Annotated in this window: 18 protein-coding genes; 7 read left to right on the top strand and 11 right to left on the bottom strand. The window is 59.4% G+C overall.

Annotated features, from left to right (window positions below; translation table 11 throughout):
• Positions 1-26: 26 nt before the first annotated feature.
• Genes VQ071_RS24710 through VQ071_RS24695 form a run of 4 tightly spaced genes read right to left on the bottom strand, consistent with a single transcriptional unit; the run spans position 27 to position 3799 of the window.
• Positions 27-1100, bottom strand: a complete 1074-nt coding sequence (locus VQ071_RS24710) for an ABC transporter substrate-binding protein (RefSeq protein ID WP_340516924.1) — start codon at positions 1098-1100, stop codon at positions 27-29.
• Positions 1097-1900 (bottom strand): ABC transporter permease, encoded by an 804-nt coding sequence (locus tag VQ071_RS24705; protein WP_340516923.1) that lies wholly within the window; start codon positions 1898-1900, stop codon positions 1097-1099. Before VQ071_RS24705 ends, VQ071_RS24710 begins: the two co-directional genes overlap by 4 nt.
• Positions 1897-2700 carry an ABC transporter permease gene (locus tag VQ071_RS24700; protein ID WP_340516922.1) on the bottom strand — a complete coding sequence of 268 codons (804 nt, stop codon included), beginning with the start codon at positions 2698-2700 and terminating at the stop codon, positions 1897-1899. The genes VQ071_RS24705 and VQ071_RS24700 overlap by 4 nt, the downstream gene beginning before the upstream one ends.
• On the bottom strand, positions 2690-3799 hold the full coding sequence (locus VQ071_RS24695; protein WP_340516921.1) for an ABC transporter ATP-binding protein: 1110 nt from the start codon (positions 3797-3799) through the stop codon (positions 2690-2692). Before VQ071_RS24695 ends, VQ071_RS24700 begins: the two co-directional genes overlap by 11 nt.
• A 169-nt stretch (positions 3800-3968) precedes the next feature.
• Between VQ071_RS24695 and VQ071_RS24690 the strand changes: the two genes are divergently transcribed.
• The 3 genes from VQ071_RS24690 to VQ071_RS24680 all read left to right on the top strand — a co-directional run bounded on the left by VQ071_RS24690 (position 3969) and on the right by VQ071_RS24680 (position 8179).
• Positions 3969-5555, top strand: a complete 1587-nt coding sequence (locus VQ071_RS24690) for a spore germination protein (protein WP_340516920.1) — start codon at positions 3969-3971, stop codon at positions 5553-5555.
• A gap of 43 nt (positions 5556-5598) precedes the next feature.
• Positions 5599-6810, top strand: coding sequence for a Ger(x)C family spore germination protein (locus tag VQ071_RS24685; RefSeq protein ID WP_340516919.1), 1212 nt, complete (start codon positions 5599-5601; stop codon positions 6808-6810).
• Between the two features lie 250 nt (positions 6811-7060).
• A complete protein-coding gene (locus VQ071_RS24680; RefSeq protein WP_340516918.1) occupies positions 7061-8179 on the top strand; it encodes a GerAB/ArcD/ProY family transporter in 1119 nt (372 codons plus the stop codon).
• Here the strand turns inward: VQ071_RS24680 and VQ071_RS24675 are convergent.
• From VQ071_RS24675 to VQ071_RS24665, 3 genes are read right to left on the bottom strand one after another with little or no spacing between them, the layout of a single operon-like run.
• Complete coding sequence (locus VQ071_RS24675; RefSeq protein ID WP_340516917.1) at positions 8133-9020, bottom strand: sugar phosphate isomerase/epimerase family protein; 888 nt, start codon at positions 9018-9020, stop codon at positions 8133-8135. The two genes, VQ071_RS24680 and VQ071_RS24675, sit on opposite strands and share 47 nt — an antisense overlap.
• Before the next feature lie 14 nt (positions 9021-9034).
• Complete coding sequence (locus VQ071_RS24670; protein ID WP_340516916.1) at positions 9035-9889, bottom strand: sugar phosphate isomerase/epimerase family protein; 855 nt, start codon at positions 9887-9889, stop codon at positions 9035-9037.
• Between the two features lie 48 nt (positions 9890-9937).
• Positions 9938-10996, bottom strand: a complete 1059-nt coding sequence (locus VQ071_RS24665; RefSeq protein ID WP_340516915.1) for a Gfo/Idh/MocA family protein — start codon at positions 10994-10996, stop codon at positions 9938-9940.
• A gap of 117 nt (positions 10997-11113) precedes the next feature.
• Between VQ071_RS24665 and VQ071_RS24660 the strand changes: the two genes are divergently transcribed.
• From VQ071_RS24660 to VQ071_RS24650, 3 genes are all read left to right on the top strand, one after another.
• On the top strand, positions 11114-11992 hold the full coding sequence (locus VQ071_RS24660; RefSeq protein WP_340516914.1) for an AraC family transcriptional regulator: 879 nt from the start codon (positions 11114-11116) through the stop codon (positions 11990-11992).
• A 93-nt stretch (positions 11993-12085) separates the two neighbouring features.
• Positions 12086-12970 (top strand): alpha/beta hydrolase, encoded by an 885-nt coding sequence (locus tag VQ071_RS24655; protein ID WP_340516913.1) that lies wholly within the window; start codon positions 12086-12088, stop codon positions 12968-12970.
• Between the two features lie 14 nt (positions 12971-12984).
• Positions 12985-13497: a phosphoesterase gene (locus tag VQ071_RS24650; RefSeq protein ID WP_340516912.1), complete on the top strand. Its 513-nt coding sequence runs from the start codon at positions 12985-12987 to the stop codon at positions 13495-13497.
• 56 nt (positions 13498-13553) lie between these two features.
• Here VQ071_RS24650 and VQ071_RS24645 read toward each other — a convergent pair whose 3' ends face one another.
• From VQ071_RS24645 to VQ071_RS24630, 4 genes are all read right to left on the bottom strand, one after another.
• Complete coding sequence (locus tag VQ071_RS24645) at positions 13554-14153, bottom strand: response regulator transcription factor (RefSeq protein WP_340516911.1); 600 nt, start codon at positions 14151-14153, stop codon at positions 13554-13556.
• A complete protein-coding gene (locus tag VQ071_RS24640; protein WP_340516910.1) occupies positions 14150-15292 on the bottom strand; it encodes a sensor histidine kinase in 1143 nt (380 codons plus the stop codon). The genes VQ071_RS24645 and VQ071_RS24640 overlap by 4 nt, the downstream gene beginning before the upstream one ends.
• 73 nt (positions 15293-15365) lie before the next feature.
• The gene (locus tag VQ071_RS24635) at positions 15366-16418 is read right to left on the bottom strand and encodes a fatty acid desaturase (protein WP_340516909.1); all 1053 of its coding nucleotides are present in this window, start codon (positions 16416-16418) and stop codon (positions 15366-15368) included.
• A gap of 180 nt (positions 16419-16598) precedes the next feature.
• Positions 16599-16865 carry a hypothetical protein gene (locus tag VQ071_RS24630; RefSeq protein ID WP_340516908.1) on the bottom strand — a complete coding sequence of 89 codons (267 nt, stop codon included), beginning with the start codon at positions 16863-16865 and terminating at the stop codon, positions 16599-16601.
• A 139-nt stretch (positions 16866-17004) separates the two neighbouring features.
• Between VQ071_RS24630 and VQ071_RS24625 the strand changes: the two genes are divergently transcribed.
• Positions 17005-17283: a helix-turn-helix domain-containing protein gene (locus VQ071_RS24625; RefSeq protein ID WP_340516907.1), complete on the top strand. Its 279-nt coding sequence runs from the start codon at positions 17005-17007 to the stop codon at positions 17281-17283.
• The last annotated feature ends 924 nt before the right edge of the window (positions 17284-18207 follow it).

Here is an 18207-nt window from a genome sequence, read left to right as displayed (position 1 = left end):
TTTCCAAATGATTTTTACCCATCTTTTTACTTTTTGTGCATCTTGAATTCCAGGAACAGCTCATTGTAGTGCGCCAGCATTTTTTTGCCCAGGTTGTCGTACACCTCGAGCTTGTCCGTGAGCGCGGGCTCGGGGTAGAAGCGCTTGTCGTCCGCGATCTCGGCCGGCAGCAGCGGCAGCGCCTTCGCATTCGGCGTCGCATACCCGACGTACTCGGCGTTTTGCGCCGCATTTTCCGGATCGAGCATGAAGTTCATGAACTTGAGCGCGCCGTCCAGATTGCGGGCCGTCTTGGGGATGACCATGTTGTCGAACCACAGGTTCGAGCCGTCCTTGGGGATGACGTAGTCGAGCTGGTCGTTCTCGTCCATGATCTCCGAAGCGTCCCCGGACCATACGAGGCCGACGGCCGCCTCTTCGCCCGCGAGCAGCATCTTGATCTCGTCGCCGACGAGCGCCTTGACGTTGGGCGTCAGCTTCTTGAGCTTGGCGAGCGCCTCCTGCAGATGCGTCTCGTCGGTATCGTTGAGCGAGTAGCCGAGACTGTTGAGCCCCATCCCGATCACCTCGCGCGCGCTGTCGACGAGCAGGATGTTGTTCTTGAGCGACGGGTCCCACAGATCGTCCCAGCTGTCGAACTTCAGATCGCCGACCAGCGCCGGGTTGTACACGATGCCTACCGTACCCCAGAAGTAAGGGATCGAGTAGACATTGCCCGGATCGAACGACTGATCGAGAAAACGGGGATCGACGTTGGCGAGGTTCGGCAGCTTGGCGTGATCGATCGGCAGCAGCAGGTTCTCCTGGCGCATCTTGCCGATGGCGTAGTCGGACGGCACCGCGATGTCGAAGGTTGTGCCGCCCTGCTCGATCTTGGTCATCATCGCCTCGTTCGAATCGAACGTCTGATAGATGACCTTGATGCCCGTCTCCGCCTTGAACTTGTCCAGCAGGTCGGGATCGATATAGTCTCCCCAGTTATACACGGTGAGCGTATCCGCACCCGAGTAGCCCTGCGAGGAGTTGAGCCTGTTGATAGCGAATAGCAGGCCGCCCGCAATGACGAGGACGGCGACGAACGTCCGGATCAGGCTGTTCATCTGGGCACCCCCGTCCCGAGGCGCTTCGCGCTGCGCCGGTTCAGCACGTAATAGCCGAGCACGATCAGCAGCGTGAACAGGAAGATGAGCGCCGACAGCGCGTTGATCGACAGGGACACGCCCTGCCGCGCGCGCGAGTAGATCTCGACGGACAGCGTCGAGAAACCGTTGCCGGTGACGAAAAAGGTGACGGCAAAGTCGTCGAGCGAATACGTGAGCGCCATGAAAAATCCGGCGAAAATGCCCGGCTTGATGAACGGCACGACGACCCGCGACAGCACCTGCCAGCCGGTCGCGCCCAGATCGCGCGCCGCGTCGATGAGCGTCGGACTCATCTCCTGCAGCTTGGGCAGCACCATGAGCACGACGATCGGCACGCTGAAGGCGATATGGGACAGCAGCACGGACGTGAAGCCGAGCCGGATGCCGGCCATCGTGAACATGACGAGCAGCGAGGCGCCGATGATGACGTCCGGGCTGACGATGAGCACGTTGTTCATCGACAGCAGCGCATTGCGCGAGCGCCTGGTCCGCGCGCGCATGATGGCGAGCGCGCCGACGACGCCGAGAATCGTCGAGATCGTCGACGACAGCAGCGCGACGACGACCGTATTCAGCACGATGATGAGCAGGCGCGCGTCCTGGAACACCTCGCCGTAATATTCGAGCGTGAAGCCCTCGAACCCGTGCATCGTGCCGCCGCTGTTGAACGAATAGAATACCATATAGGCGATCGGCGCATACAGAACCGCGAACACGACGATCAGATATGCCGACTGCAATCTTCTAGATGCGCTCATCTGACCCTCCTAGCTTGACCCGATCCCGTCAGCAGCATGATGACGACCATGGCGATGATGAGGAATACCGCGATCGCCGCCCCCATTCCCCAATCCTGCGTGACGAGGAAGTGCTGCTCGATCGCGGTGCCGAGCGTGATGACCCGGTTGCCCGCGACGAGCCGCGTGATCATGAACAGCGACAGCGCGGGGATGAATACCGCCTGGCAGCCCGCCTTCACGCCGTCCAGCGTGAGCGGGAAGACGACCTTGCGGAACGTCGTCCAGCCGGACGCCCCGAGATCGCGCGCCGCGAACACGAGCGACGGGTTCAGGTCCTCAAGCGCATTGTAGACCGGCAGGATCATGAACGGAATAAAGATATAGACCGATACGAACACGAAGCTGAAGTCGGTGAACAATATCTGTTGGCGGCCGATTCCGAGCGCCTCGAGCGCGCCGTTGACGAAGCCGTATGTGCCGAAGATGCCGAGGAAGGCGTACACCTTGAGCAGCAGGTTGACCCAGCTCGGCAGGATGAGCAGCAGCAGCCACAGCTGCTTGTGCTTCATCCGCGTCAGCGCATAGGCAGCCGGATAGGCGACCAGCAGCGAGAACAGCGTGATCAGAAAGGCGTACCAGATCGAGCTGACCGTCATCTTCAAATAGATCGGCGTCAGGAACTTCTCGTAGTTGCCGAAGGTGAAGCCGCCGTCGAGGTCGAAAAACGAATCGTATACGATGAGAGCGATCGGAATGACGATGAACAGCGCCATCCAGGCCAGATACGGCGCCAGATACACATTGCGCTTAGCGTTCATTGGCGGTCTCCTCGTACGCGAGCAGCCGGCGGTCGAACTCTTCCTCGGTCTCGCCGAAGCGCATGACATGGATCGCCTCCGGATCGAAGCCGAGGCCGATGCGCTCGCCGACCGTGGCGCGCTTCGTCGAATGCACCATCCACTCGTTGCCCGCGTCGTCGTAGCCGATGATCTCGTAGTGGACCCCGCGGAACAGCTGCGAGTCGACCCTCACGACCAGCTTGCCAGCTTCGGGCGGCGTGATCTCGAGATCCTCCGGCCGGATGACGATCTCGACCGGCTCGTCCGGCCGGAAGCCGCCGTCCACGCATTCGAACGTGCGGTCCGCGAAGCGCACCTCGTAGTCGCGCACCATCTGTCCGGCCACGATATTCGACTCTCCGATGAAGTCCGCCACGAAGCGGTTGATCGGCTCGTCGTAGATGTCCGTCGGCGTGCCGCTCTGCTGGATCGTCCCTTCCTTCATGACGAAGATCTCGTCCGACATCGCCAGCGCTTCCTCCTGGTCGTGCGTGACGAATATGAACGTGATGCCCAGCCGCCGCTGCAGCTCGCGCAGCTCGTACTGCATCTCCGTGCGCAGCTTCAGATCGAGCGCGGACAGCGGCTCGTCGAGCAGCAGCACCTGCGGCTCGTTGACGATCGCCCGCGCGATCGCCACCCGCTGCCGCTGGCCGCCCGACAGCTCGGTGATCTGCCGCTTCTCGTAACCCTTCAGGTTGACGAAGCGCAGCGCCTCGAGCACCTTGGCCTCGACGTCCGCCTGCTTCAAACGCTTGATGCGCAGGCCGAACGCGACGTTCTCGAACACGTTCAGATGCGGGAACAGCGCATAGTCCTGGAACACCGTGTTCACCTGACGCTCGTTGGCCGGCACGCGGTTGATCACTTGGCCGTCAAAATAAATCTCGCCCGCGGACGGCTCCTGAAAGCCCGCGATCAGGCGCAGGATCGTCGTCTTGCCGCAGCCCGACGGACCGAGCAGCGTATAGAACTGCCCGCGCCTGATCTCGAAGCTCACTTCCTTCAGCACGGTCTCTCCATCCTCGTACCGTTTGGTTACCCGCTCAAAGCGGATGATCGGCTGTTCTGCGCTCATCCCGTCTCTCCTATCTTTGCGAACCCTTCGATTCTTTTATTATCTCCTTTTCACCCGCAATCGCAAGTCCCGACGTCGCAGTCCGCAAGTGTGCGACTGGCATCGGGCATGCGCGGTTTAAAAATAAGATTGTGGAGATATTAGTAAAAACAACCTGCAGGTGGTGCGCATGGTCTCTTTCTTATACCCGTTCAAGAAGCTTCGCAAAAAGACGCGGGTCGCGCTTGCGCTCCGGGAAGACGGCGGCGGCGGGCCCGTTCCGATCGCGGGCAGTCTGGAGCGGTCCCTGCGGACCGTCAGCGAGGCGCTCGGCGGGAGCAACGATCTCGTACTGAGAAAATTTGCGATCATGCTGAATCGGCAGCCGTGCCAAGCCGCTGTAGTCTACATAGAAGGGCTCGCCGACCCGACCAACCTGATGGAGTCTCTGCTCATAGACAGCGGCGAGCTGCAGGCCGTGCTGGCGCCCGCGCCGGGGGTCTCTCCCCTGCAGCTGATTCGCGAGCATATATTGAAGATAGGCAATATCAACGGCGTGTCCGACTATGAGACGCTGTATCACTCGATCCTGTCGGGCGATGCCGTCATCCTGCTGGAGGGCGAGACAGAGGCGATCGCAGCGGGCACGGGCAATATTCGGGACCGCGGGGTCACGGAGCCCTCGACGCAGGCTGTACTGAGAGGACCGCGCGAAGGCTTCTCCGAGACGCTGCGCACGAACACGGCTCTCGTCCGGCGGAAGATCAAGGACACCAGCCTGTGGATGGAGACGAGACAGATCGGCGAAGTCACCAAGACCGACGTCGCGATCATGTACGTGAAGGGCATCGTCGACGAGAAAACCGTAAAGGAAGTCATGTCGCGGCTGGATCGGATCCGCATCGACTCGATTCTCGAGAGCGCCTATATCGAGGAGATGATCGAGGACGAGACATACACGCCCTTCCCTACGGTGTACAACACGGAGCGGCCGGACGCCGTGGCCGGCGGTCTGCTGGAGGGACGGATCGCCATACTGGTGGACGGTACGCCGTTCGCGCTTGTCGTCCCGGCGCTGTTCACTCATTTTTTCCAGACGCCGGAGGACTATTATCACCGCGCCGATATCAGCACGCTGATTCGCCTGCTGCGCTATATTTGCTTTTTTATCGCCTTGTTCGGACCGTCCGCTTATATCGCGGTAACGACGTTTCACCAGGAGATGATCCCCACACCGCTGCTGATCAGCGTCGCGGCCGCGAGAGAAGGCATTCCTTTCCCGGCATTCGTGGAGGCGGTCCTCATGGAGATCACATTCGAGATCTTGCGGGAAGCCGGCATCCGGCTGCCCAAAACGGTCGGCCAGGCCGTATCCATCGTAGGCGCGCTCGTCATCGGACAATCGGCCGTGGAAGCCGGCCTGATCGGGCCCGCCATGGTCATCGTCGTCTCAATCACGGCGATAGCCAACTTTGTCATCCCGTCCTACGAGATGGGCATCTCCGTCCGCATGATCCGTTTTTTGTACATGATGCTCGCAGCTTCGTTCGGTCTGTACGGCATTCTCATCGGCACGATCGTCATGGTTTTGCATCTATGCAGCCTGCGTTCTTTCGGCATTCCCTACATGGCGCCGTTCGCCCCCTTTATCGCCGAGGATCAGAAGGACAACATTTTCCGCCTGCCGCGATGGGCGTTGTCGACCCGCCCGCGTTATTTTAGCGCCTCCAACCGGCACCGGCAGCCCGAGCGTCCCCGGCAGAAGCCGGGGCCGTAATTAATATCGCATCAAGCAATCCGAGCGGAGGGGGATCGAGGACATGAACTGGCTGAGGAAGGGGCTCGCGCTCATCCTGATCGCTTCGGCCGCGGCGGCGTTGTCCGGGTGCTGGAACCGCAAAGAGCTCAACGAGATATCGATCGCCTCGGCCTTCGGCTTCGACAAAGACGGAGGGAACTTCAAAGTATCCGTTCAATTGATCAACGCCAGCGAGATCGCGGCGGGCAAGGGCAGCAGCAGCGGGCGGGTGCCCGTCGTCACGGTTCAAGAGTCCTCCGGCCATACGCTTTTCGAATCGATTCGCGCGATGACGGAGACGACGCCCCGGAAAATATACGGATCGCATCTTCGGCTTCTGGTGATCGGAGAAGATCTGGCCCGGGAAGGCATTGCGAGGCTGCTGGACCTGCTGTCGAGAGATCACGAATTAAGAACAGATTTTTATATCGTCATCGCCAAGGGCATCTCGGCGAAGGACGTGCTCCAGATCTTGACCCCGCTCGAGAAAATCCCTTCGGACAAGCTGTATTCCTCGCTCGTCTCATCCCAGCGCAACTGGGGAGTAACTGCGACGGTCGATCTGCATCAGCTGATCTACGACCTGGTCGACAAAGGCAAAGATCCCGTCCTGGCCGGCCTGCGCGTACTGGGCAATCCGGAGCTCGGACAGACGGAGATGAACTTCCAATCGGCCAGCCCTCCCGCCAAGCTGAGGTATCAGAGTCTGGCCGTCTTCCGCAAAGACAAGCTGGTAGGCTGGCTCAACGAAGAACAGAGCAAAGGCTACAACTACGTCAGCGGGGAGCTGCAGAGCACGATCGTGCGGCTCCCTTGTCCCGAGGGCGGACAGCTGGCCATCGAGATCATTAACACGCACCATCGGATCAAAGGGAAAGTCGAAGACGGCCGTCCCCGAATCGACGTACGTCTGGACGCGGAGGGCAATATCGGAGAAATGGAATGCGCGATGAACCTGCAAACGCCCCAATCGATTCGCTGGCTTGAATCCAAATTGGACGAGCAATTGGAAAACAGCATGAAATCGGTCATCGCGCAAGCGAAAGCCTACAGGGCGGACATCTTCGGCTTCGGATCGGCCATCCACCGCGCCGACTTCAGAGCCTGGCGGCGGCTTGAAGACCATTGGGAGGAAGCGTTCGCGGAGCTTCCCGTCCACATTGCCGTTCGTGCCAAGATCAGGCGTACAGGCTCCGTAGTCGAATCGTTTTTGGAACGAATGGGGGATTCCTGAAGTGGTGTGGTTCGCATTGTTTGCGGCCGGATGCGTCGTTCGCTTCCAGTATGTCGGACTCTACCGCCAAAAAAAGCGGAGGGAGCTGGCGGCATCCGCCGCCATCCTCTGCTTTGCCCTTGCTTTATTTATCGTTCGGAGCCTGCAAATCCCGCTTCCGGACCCGCTGGAATGGATCTCGGCCATTTATGGGCCTTTGAGCAAGCTCGTGTCGCAAGCGCTCGATTAGGATGCCGGGAGGAATGCGAAGATGATTGAAAAAGGCAAAATCAATCCGCGGCAGTTTTCTATCCTGACTTTGCTCTTCAGTCTGGGAAGCTCGATTCTGATCGTACCTTCGGCGCTGGCCTCCTTCGCCAGACAGGACGGCTGGCTGTCGGCCGTCCTCGGGGTCGCCGTCGGCACGCTGCTGTTGGCATTCTATCGGGCGCTGGCGGCCCGGCATCCCGACCAGTCGCTGGTCGAGTACACCCAGGCCTTGCTCGGCACCTGGTTGGGCAAGCTCGCCGGTTTCTTGTTTTTCTTGTACTTCTTCATCCTGTCGGCACTCGTGCTGCGCAATGTCGGGGATTTCCTGACGACAATCGTCATGCCTGAGACTCCGATTCAGGTCGTGCATTGCGTCATGCTGGGCGCGATCCTGATCGGCGTCGCCTTGGGTCTGGAGGTAATCGCACGGGCCGCGGAGATCTTTTTGCCCTGGGTGTGCGCCCTCCTCGTCGTCCTGGTCGTCTTTCTGCTGCCGCAGATCGAGACGAGCCGCATCCAGCCGGTCTTCGAATCGGGGACGAAGGCCGTCATACACGGCAGCCTCTCGGTGCTAAGCATCCCTTACTTGGAGATGGTCGTATTTTTAATGGTTTTTCCTTACGCCAGCAAACAGCAAAGAGCCGCCTCCGCCTTTATAAAGGGCGGCTTGCTGGGCGGCTTTGTCATTATTGTGATCACGCTGCTGTGCATCTTCGTCCTCGGCTGGGACTTCACGGCCAGGCATACGTTCCCGAGCTACACGCTCGCCAAAAAAATTCAAATCGGCGAATTTTTGCAGCGGATCGAAGTATTGGTTGCGATCATTTGGTTTGTGACGATTTTTTTCAAGCTCGGCTTGACCTTTTACGCTGCACTTCTGGGTCTGGCGCAGCTGCTTGGGCTCTCCACGTACCGGCCGTTGATCGTCCCCTGCGGCATGGTCCTGCTCATGATGTCGGTCATCGTGTATCCAAACATCGTGTACTTCCGGCATTTTGCCTCGCAGACATGGCCCTTGTACGCGCTCACGATGGGCTTTGTCCTGCCGCTGCTGATATGGAGCGTCTCCTTGTTCAGGTCGCCTGCCGGTACCGCTTCAGAAAATCGACCGCCAGTCTGATGTCGTCCTCCGGCTTCGCGCCGACCTCCCGCTCGATCGTCAGGAAGCCGTCGTAGCCGATGTCCTGCAGCGCCTGCAGGTAGGCCGGCCAGTCCACGCCGCCTTCGCCGAGCGGCAGCTCGCGGAAATACTCGCCCGACTCGCCCATCTCCGCCAGCTTCTCGTGCGACATCGGCTCGTAGCCGAGCGCGCCGTAAATGTTGCGCGGATCGGTCTCCTGCAGCCGGATGCCGTCCTTGGCATGCGTATGCACGATGTATTCGCGCAGATTGTAGACGCCCTGCACCGGATCGTCGCCCGTCACCATCACCATGTTCGCCGGATCGAAGTTGACCGATACGCCCTTCGTGCTCATCCGGTCGAGGAAGCGCTTGAGGCGCGCAGACGGCTCGGGCCCCGTCTCGATCGCGAAGTACGCGCCGCGCTCGGTGGCGTAGCGCCCCAGCTCCTCGACCGCCTCGCTCATCGCGGCGTACACGTCGCTCGTCTCATCCTCCGGCACGATGCCGATATGCGTCGTCACCACATTCGTGCCGAGATCGACGGCGAGGTCCAGAATCCGCTTCGACTTCTCGACCTTCCAGCCGTTCTCGCGGCGATCCTGGAAGCCGTGTCCCGCCAGATCGCCCACCAGCGCCGAGATGCGCAGCCCCAGCGAGCCGACATACTCGCGCAGCTCCGCTCTCGCGGCCGCATCCAGGCGATCCGGGTCCATCTCGCCTTCTACCGCGTAGATTTGCACGCCTTCGGCGCCGACTTCCTTGGCCTTCAGCAGCCCGGCGCGCACGCCGACCCGGAAGCTGTCGACGATAACGCCGATCGGATTCGTAATTGTGGTCATGTCGCGTCCCCCTCTCAGACTTCGTCCCAGATGCGCCGCGCATTGGCGAGTCCGATGCGCGAGCCCTGCTTGCATTCCTCGAGCCCCTCGAACTCCAGCGACAGATAGCCGTCGTAGCCGGACGCCTTCACGGCGCGCAGCACCTCGCGCACATCGATGTCGCCCTGGCCGAAGATCGCGCCGCGCAGGTAGTTGCCGGACGCCGTCTTGAACCAGCCTTCGCCCGGATTCTGGTCGCCGCGCCGCAGGTAGAAATCTTTCAAGTGCACGATGGACGCCTCGTCGATCGACCGCTTGACAGCCGCCGCCGGGTCCTCGTCCAGGCACATGTAATTGCCGATGTCGAGCGTGAGGCGGAAGTTCGGATGATTCGTCTCCGCCAACAGACCGAGCACCCGCTCGCTGGACTGCATGTAGTAGCCGTGATTCTCCACGCTGGTCACGACGCCGACTGACGCCGCATATTCCGCAATGCGGCGGCAAGCATCGGCAAGCCGCGGCAGCTCGCGCCAGAACTGTCCGACCGATGCGCCTTGGCGGGACGCGACGTCATGCCGCATCTTCTTCACGCCGAGCGCGCGCGCGATATCGACTTCGCTCATGACGCGCGCGATCTCCGCTTCGTACGCCTCGTCGTCGTCGACCGCGAAGTTCGCGCCTACCGCATAGTTCGAGATCTCAAGGCCGGCGGCTGCCGCACGGCTCACGATCTCATCTATCATGCCGGGCGTCCGGATATCGAAGCCGATCGGCACGATCTCGACATGCTCGCAGCCCTGCCCGGCCATCCAGTCGATCGCGCCGGCTACCGTCAGCTCGCCGGATTCGATCGCGCGGTACAAACTATATGTGCTCAGTCCCAGCTTCATCGTTCGTTCGCTCCTTTATCGCTGTCTCCGCCGTCTCGCCCGGCTTTTTTACAGCTCGATCTCCTTGCCCTGCTCCGCCGACTCGTAGATCGCCCGCAAGATCCGCATCATCGTCAGCCCGTCCTCGACAGGACTCAGCGGCTCTGTGCCGGTGAGCGCCGAGTTGACGAAGCTGTCGATCTCCGACTGGAACGCCTTCGCGAAGTCGAACTTCAGGCTGTCGACCTGCGGCGTCACGTTCAGAATCGTATCATGCCGCTCCGAGACGATCGTCAGCTCGGGGTCGATCTCGAAGCCGCCCTTCGTGCCGTACAGTCTCACCGCGGACTCGTCGCTCTTGGCATGCAGCGCGTAGCTCACCTCGACGAGGATGGAGGCGCCGTTCTCGAAGCGGATGAGCGCGTTCGCCATATCCTCGACCGTATTGCGCGAAGCGTCGTAGTCCGCCGCCTGGTAGAAGGACAGACCCTTGATGTTGGAGCGGTTGCCGAGCTTCGAGTAGACGTTGCCGCTGACGGACTTCACCTTCGGACGGCCCATCAGGTACCAGGAGAGGTCGATCACGTGCACGCCGATGTCGATCAGCGGGCCGCCGCCGGAGCGGTCCTTGTCCGCGAACCAGCCGCCCGGGTTGCCGAGGCGGCGGATGAGCGAAGCCTTCGCATAGTACAGCTCGCCGAATTCGTCTTGATCGGCGAAGCGCTTCGCGAGCTGGGCGCATGCGTCATAGCGGCGGACGAAGCCGACCTGCAGAATCCGGTCGCTCGCACGCACCGCGTCCCGCACCGCCTCGGCTTCCGCTACGCTCATGCTGAGCGGCTTCTCGACGAGCACATGCTTGCCCGCCTTGACCGCAGCGATCGCGATCTCCGCATGCGTATGGTTCCATGTGCAGATGCTGACCGCTTCAACCGCTTCATCCGCCAGCAGCTCGTGATAATCCGTATATACGCGGGATGCGCCGTACGCTTCGGCCGCCTTTTGCGCCCGCTCCTCGTTCAGGTCGCATACCGCGACGAGCGTCGCTTGCGGGTTGTTCGCGTATGCGTTCAGATGCGATTGCGAGATCGAGCCGGTACCGATGACGCCGATGTTGAGCTTCTTCATACCAATTGCCTCCCTCTACTCATTTAACTACCTGTACTATAAAATGAATGAAAGTGGCTCGCCATGAAGAGCCATGCTGGAGATTTGTAATATTGTGCGAATTGGAGGCGCTGCCACGTGGATCGCAATCCGGCTCTGCTGGAACCGATGGATATGCCCGATCCGCAGTTCCCGCTCAAGCTCAATCACTGCCGATTCGAGCGCGTCGGTACGACCGCTTTTTATCCGCATTGGCACGAGCATATGGAAATCCTGTATATAATCGAAGGCCAGGCGCGTATCTCGTGCAACGCCGACAGCTACGACGTCGGTCCGGGAGAGATGATCGTCGTGAACTGCGCCGATTTGCATCACGGCGTCTGCCTGTCGGATCGTTTGTTTTATTATGCGGTCATATTCGACCCCGACCTGCTGCATAGCAATCGGATCGACTCGGCCGAAGCCAAGTTCATCACGCCGATCGTCCGCTCTCGCATCCGCTTCGCGAACCGGGTCACCGGCGACGCTGCGATCAGGGACAGCCTCGACGAGCTGATCCGGGAGTTCGAGAGCAAGGAGTTCGCCTACGAGCTATCGATCAAGTCCTGCCTGTACCGCCTGCTCGCAGCCATGCTGCGCGGACATGTGACGGAGCGCATGCCCGAGGGCGAGCTGGCTTCGCGCATCAGACGGCTGAAGCAGATCGAGCCCGTCCTGCAGCATATCGAGACGCATTATGCCGAGCGCCTTGACGTCGAGACTCTGGCCGGGATCGCGGGCATGAGCCGCTACCATTTCAGCCGCGTATTCAAGGAGCTCACCAGCCGCTCGGTCACCGACTATATCAACTTCGTGCGGATCGGGCGCTGCGAGCAAGACCTGAGATATACGAACAAGACGATCTCGGAGATCGCGATCGAGAACGGGTTCAGCGACATTTATTACTTCAGCCGCCTGTTCAAGAGCTACCGCGGCGTCTCGCCGTCGGCGCTGCGCGGCAAGCATTCGCACGGATGAACCGGCTCCAGCGCGTCGGATAGCTTCTCCGGCCCGCATAGGCATATAATAGAAGAAATCGATCGGCTGCATGCCAAGCGAAGGAGTCTGTCCATGACCTATCAACCGATCTCCTGGAAGTTGTCTGACGGCACCCTCATGGCGGCCGGCGAATGGAAGGCTGCGGATGCCCGCGCGGTGGCGCCCGCGGCCGTCGTGCTGCTCGTGCACGGGATGGGCGAGCATATGGGGCGGTACGACCATGTCGCGGCGATGCTGAACGAAGCGGGATACGCCGCGCTCGGCTTCGATCAGCGCGGACACGGCCGGACAGCCGGCAAGCGCGGACATACGCCGAGCTACGAGGCGCTGCTGGAAGGCGTGGACCGGCTGTTCGCGGAGGCCGCGAGCCGATATCCCGGCGTACCGGTCGTCCTGTACGGACACAGCATGGGCGGCAATGTGGCGCTGAACTATCTGCTGCGGCGCAAGCCGGATGTCGCCTGCGCGGTCATCGGCAGCCCTTGGCTGCGGCTCGCATTCGCGCCGCCGCAGGCGCAGGTCGTGCTCGGACGGCTCGTCGAGCGGCTCTATCCGGGCTTCACGAACAAGCGGCCGATGAATGCCGACCATCTGACGAGCGATCCGCAGATGGTGGAGCGGTACCGCACGGACCCGCTCGGGCACGGCAATATTACGGCTCGCTTCTTCTTCGGCGTGCAGCGGGCGGGACTATGGGCGATCCAGCATGCCGGCGAGCTGAGCGTACCGACGCTGCTCATGCACGGCGACGACGACCGGGTCACCTCGATCGCGGCCAGCAGGCAGTTCGCGGAGCGGGCGGGGTCGCTATGCGTGTACCGGGAGTGGCACGGCTACAAGCATGAGCTGCACAACGAGCTGGAGCGCGCGGAAGTGCTGACGGTCGTGCGGGATTGGATCGCGGAGCGGCTCGAGCGTATCGGGAGCGGCAAGGGAGACAGCAGTCCGACCAACTGAGGGGGGAGTTCGAGATGTCGAAGACGTTTTTCATTTCCGACCATCACTTCGGCCACCGCAACATCATCGACTTCGAGTCCCGCCCGTTCGCGAGCGCGGAGGAGATGGACGAGACGATGATCGAGCGGTGGAACGCCGTCGTGGGCCGGGATGATGCGGTATTCCATTTGGGGGATTTCTCGTTCTTGAACATGGAGCGGACGCGGGGGATCGTGAGCCGTCTGAACGGCCGCAAGACGCTCATTCTGGGCAATCACGACCGCGGCCGGTCGCGGAGCTGGTGGCTGGACGCCGGCTTCGAGGAAGTGAGCGCCTATCCGATCATTTACAAGGACTTCTTCTTCCTCTCGCACGAGCCGATGTACATGAACAAGCATATGCCGTACGTCAACGTGCACGGTCATATTCACGGCCAGAAGTACGAGGGGAAAAATCACTTCAACGTCTGCGTGGAGCACTGGGACTATACGCCGCTGACGTTCGAGCAAATCCGGGACGCGGTCGTTGCGAGCGAGGAGCGGGACTGAGGGAGGCCGGGCTGAAGTGTAAGGGCTGAGGGCTGAGCCGGCCGCATGCGCCCGCTCTACTTGAACCAGCCCTTTTCACTGAACCGCTTGATCGCCTCGATCCTGTTGCTGACGTCGAGCTTGTCCAGAATGACCGAGATGTAGTTGCGGACGGTGCCGTTGGACAGGAACAGCTCGCTGGCGATTTCCTTCGTGTTTTTGCCGTCGGCCATCAGGCCGATGACTTCTTTCTCCCGCTCGGTGAGCGGGTTTTCTTCTTTGTATGCCTCGTCCACCAGCTCGGCCGCATAGATGCGGCGGCCCGACATGATGCTGCGCAGCGAATGGGCCAGCTCCTCGCTCGGGCTGTCCTTGAGCAGGTAGCCGTGCACACCCGCCTTCACCGCCCGCTCGAAGTATCCGGCCCGCGCGAATGTCGTCAGAATGACGATCTTGCAGCCCGAACCCTTCAGCGCCTCGGCCGCGTCCAGTCCGCTCTTGAGCGGCATCTCGATGTCCATCACGCACAAGTCCGGCTGATGCAGCTTGACCAGTCTCAGCGCCTCCTCGCCGTTCTCCGCCTTGCCGACGACCTCCATGTCGTCCTCAAGATCGAGCACGGACGCGAGCGCGCCGAGCAGCAGCCGCTGATCTTCGGCGATGACGATACGAATCATGTCTGCGCTCCCCCCTCCTCCTGCGACTGAATCAAGATGTTAGGCACCTTGATGACGATCTCCGTGCCCGCCCGCGAGACGATCTCAAGCGATCCGTTGACGAATTCGAGCCGTTCCTTCATCCCCCGCAGTCCGTTCCCTCTGTAAAAAGACGTGTGGCCGCCGAGTCCGCTCCCGTTGTCCCGCACGCGAATCCGCAGCTCGGCCGGCGTCTGTTCGATCCGGATGGCGCAGACGGTCGCCCCGCTGTGCTTGACGACGTTCGTCACCGCTTCCTTGAGGCACATGCTCGCCACGTTCTCGTTGAGCAGGGAGGTGTTCGCCAGCTTCGGATCGCCCTCCAGCGTGAATTCGATGTCCGCCGCCATCAGAATTTGCCGCAGCCGGTAGATCTCGTCCTCCACATGCGTACCTCTCATCTGGGTGACCAGCTCGCGCAGCTCCTTGAGCACATTGCGGGCCGTCTGCTGGACATCGTTGATCTCGGCCTCCGCCCGCCCCGGATTTTTGCGGATCAGCTTGGCGACGAGATCGCTCTTGAGACCGATCAGAGCGAGCTTCTGCCCGAGCGTATCGTGCAGGTCCCGGGCGATGCGCTGCCGTTCCTCCAGCTTCACGAGCTCCGAGATCCGCTTGTTCGCGTCGTCCAGCTCGCCCTGCAGCAGCTCGCTCTTGTTGCGGTTGTAGGTCGTGACCGGCAGCAATGTCACCGCGATCAGACAGACGAACACGAACGGCGCCTGCTCGATCAGGACCGAGCTGGCGTGCATGTAGCCGACGTACACCGACAGCAGCGTCAGCGCCAGATGGATCGTATACAGCGTGATGAAGCCGGCCTTGCGCTGTATATTGCCGATAAAAAAAGCCGAAAAAATCGAAAAATAAACGTAGCCGAACATCAGCGTCATCGCGATCGAAAATACAATCTGGACGGAGGTCCAGAAGTACATGAGCCAGCCCTTCGTTTTAAACGACAGCAGGTAGCAAACAAAAAACGCGACGATCATAAAAATGCCGATCAGCGCGTGATACATCGTCGAGGAACGGAAGACGAAATAAAAAGGGAGGATGTAAAAGACGACCCATATATACGGGCTAAGCCCCGTGCTGCGCTGGAAAATGTGATACCACTTTTGCACGGTTCCTCCCGCCTCCTTTTACGCTCGTCTCCCCTTCATTGTAGCCTAATCCGGGCGGCTGCATAAAGCCTCTTTATCCGCCGCTTTGACCGACTTTTTTCAGTACGGCGCCGGCAGCCTGCGTGCCCGCGGCCGTGCGCTTGACCTTGCGGTAGCCGACGAACGTTTTGTTCGTCTCGTCCCACAGGCGGAATCGCAGCGATTCGAGGCTGGTCGCAAGCGTGAGCGTGGCCGCGCGTTGGAGCGGCGGCGTCGCCAGATGCGCCTTCTCGAGATTGTAGTTGGGCACCTTCGGATTCAGGTGATGGACGTGGTGGAACCCGATGCTGCCGGTGATCCATTGCAGGACGCGGGGGAGCTTGTAGTACGAACTGCCTTCGACAGCCGCCTGCACGTAGCTCCACTCCGGTTCATTTTCAAAGTAGGAATCCTCGAACTGATGCTGCACGTAGAACAGCCAGATGCCGAGCAATCCCGAGACGAAAAAGATCGGGCCCTGCACGAGGACGAATGCCTGCCAGCCGATCGCCCAGATCATGCCCGCGTAGAGCAGGACGATGAGCGCGTTGGTCAGGTAGGTGTTGAGACGCTCTTTGCGCTTGGCGCCCTTCGCATTGAAGCGGTATTGGAGCAGGAAGACGAAGATCGGACCGAGCCCGAACATGACGAGCGGATTGCGGTAAAAGCGGTAGGCCAGACGCTTCCACAAGGGAGCGGCAGCATACTCCTCCACCGTCAGAATCCAGATGTCTCCGTCCCCGCGTTTGTCGAGGTTGCCGCTCGTGGCATGATGCTTGGCATGACTGTTTTTCCACTGTCTGTACGGCACCAGGGTCAGCACGCCCAGCAGCGTCCCCAAGATATCGTTGGCCCGCTTGCTCTTGAAGAACGAGCCGTGGCAGCAATCGTGGAACAAAATAAACGTGCGTATGACGAATCCCGACGCGACGATCAGGATCGGGAGTGCGAGCCAGTAGGAGACGGCGAGGCTGGCATAGCCGGCGTACCATAGCACGAACAGCGGCCCCAACGTGTTGAGTAGCTGCCGGATGCTGGACTTCGCGTCCGTTTTTTCATAAGGAAGCATAGCTTTTTTAAGTTCGGCAATTTCATTCTTGTGTTTCATATGCGCAATCCCCCTCGGGTGGGCGTCTGACGGTCATGATGGCCGCGACGTTATCTCCATTGTAAATGCCGGAGGCGGGGGGCTATAAGTCACAAGCGTCATGACGGGATATGACAAATGTCATGGGGACGGTGCGGTGTCAGGGTGCGTTTGCGTCGTTACGGTGTGATTTGCGAGGCATTAGCGGGATTGCGGCTTCCTGCCCATCAGGCAGGAGGAGAGCAGCGACTTTTCAAAACGGACATTGAGCAAATGCTGACGCCGATCGCACTCCACCGCATGCACGGCATGCACGATCTCCTCGACGGTGACCATCGGGTATTTGGCTCCATGCGCATATGTAAAATCCAGCATCGCCTCCAGATAGGCTTCGCAAGCGGCGATCTCGGCGGACAGTTGGTCTGCTTTTCGGGTCAGATGCTCATAACGAGCGGTTAATTCGCTCATCCTTCGCTCCTCCTGACTTCAAGTTAGTTGCTTAGATCATAGCATATAAAAATATAAATAAAAACCATTTTGTAGAGTAAACTACGTGTTCAGAGTGCTCAAATGAGCCTAATAATGGTGTCAAAAAGAGGTAACTCCCTTGAGTGTAGATACCCTATTCGGCAAAGTTCTCAAAGCCATCCGAATTAAAATGGATTTTAGTCAGGAAGAACTGGCTTTCCGCAGCAATTTGGATCGGACTTATATTTCTATGCTTGAACGAGGCATTCACCAGCCCAGCCTTAACTCCTTGGTGGCGATAGCAAAAGCGACGAACATGAAAGCTTCAGATCTGGTTCGACTGTACGAGATTGAATTGGAGAAGAATATTGGAAACGAAAAAGCTGGAAAAACCGTCCAGCATGAAGACGATTTTTGAGGGGATTTCTCAGAATGCTTCATCCGATTGCGACGATGTTACGCATAGACGTTACATCCAAGGTTAAGGGCAGATATCCTTGTAATTCTCCATCTTCTTTCCCAAGCAAATAACCATAAGTTCACATTATAGTGTTCCCCTCTAGCCGGTAAGATGTTGGATGCCAGCATCCACGATATAGCTGGTGTTTCCATACTGGAGGACGCGATTCAATGCTTTCAGGGCGTCATGACAGCATCTTCCCGGTCGGGAACCGTAAGATAGGGTTTAGAAAATCCTGTTCGTAGATGGCCTGTAAAATCTTATTCAGTTCCAATCGCACGATTTTGTCCTCAAAAGAAGGTATGCCACCAACCGCTTCCTTTACGTCCACCACGCTCTGGTGGTGAGGTTCCACGAAGGTCGGCAGCAGACTCATGGTTTTGTGGCAATCCGGACACAGAAAACAGTGAACTCGCAGCCGCAGCGACTCCCCCACCGTAACCCCAGCGGAGGAATGTCCCATGCCGGTGGGGTAGACGTTCCGACGATCAATGCTCGCACCGGCGCGGACGGTCCGCCTCCGGCAGACCGTTCCCACAACGCTTCAAATAATCCTTTACGTCTGTCTGTCTGTTCACTACGATAAAAGTTGCGAAAGCCGGATGGAAAACAGGAATACGAGGCCGCAAACCTTGACGTCTCTCTGTTTTGTTATATCTGCCCTGCCATACCCCCCTATGCTTGTCGGCAATCTCACACTGCCCCTCCGCCAATTTTAGCCAACTTTTTATGTAAATAAATATCAAATTATCTAGTTTTTACAATTATTATATTTCAGATCCCAGCAATTTAGCTATCAGTGATAGTTTGACGGATTAGCACTGGTTGACTCACCAAAGAAAAAACCTTGAAAGGCACGAAGCCAATCAAGGTTGTAGAGTT

The organism is Cohnella sp. 56, from assembly GCF_037963805.1.
Taxonomy (GTDB): Bacteria; Bacillota; Bacilli; order Paenibacillales; family Paenibacillaceae; genus Cohnella.
Note: the sequence above shows the minus strand (reverse complement) of the source record. Positions and strands in the feature narration are given on the sequence as shown.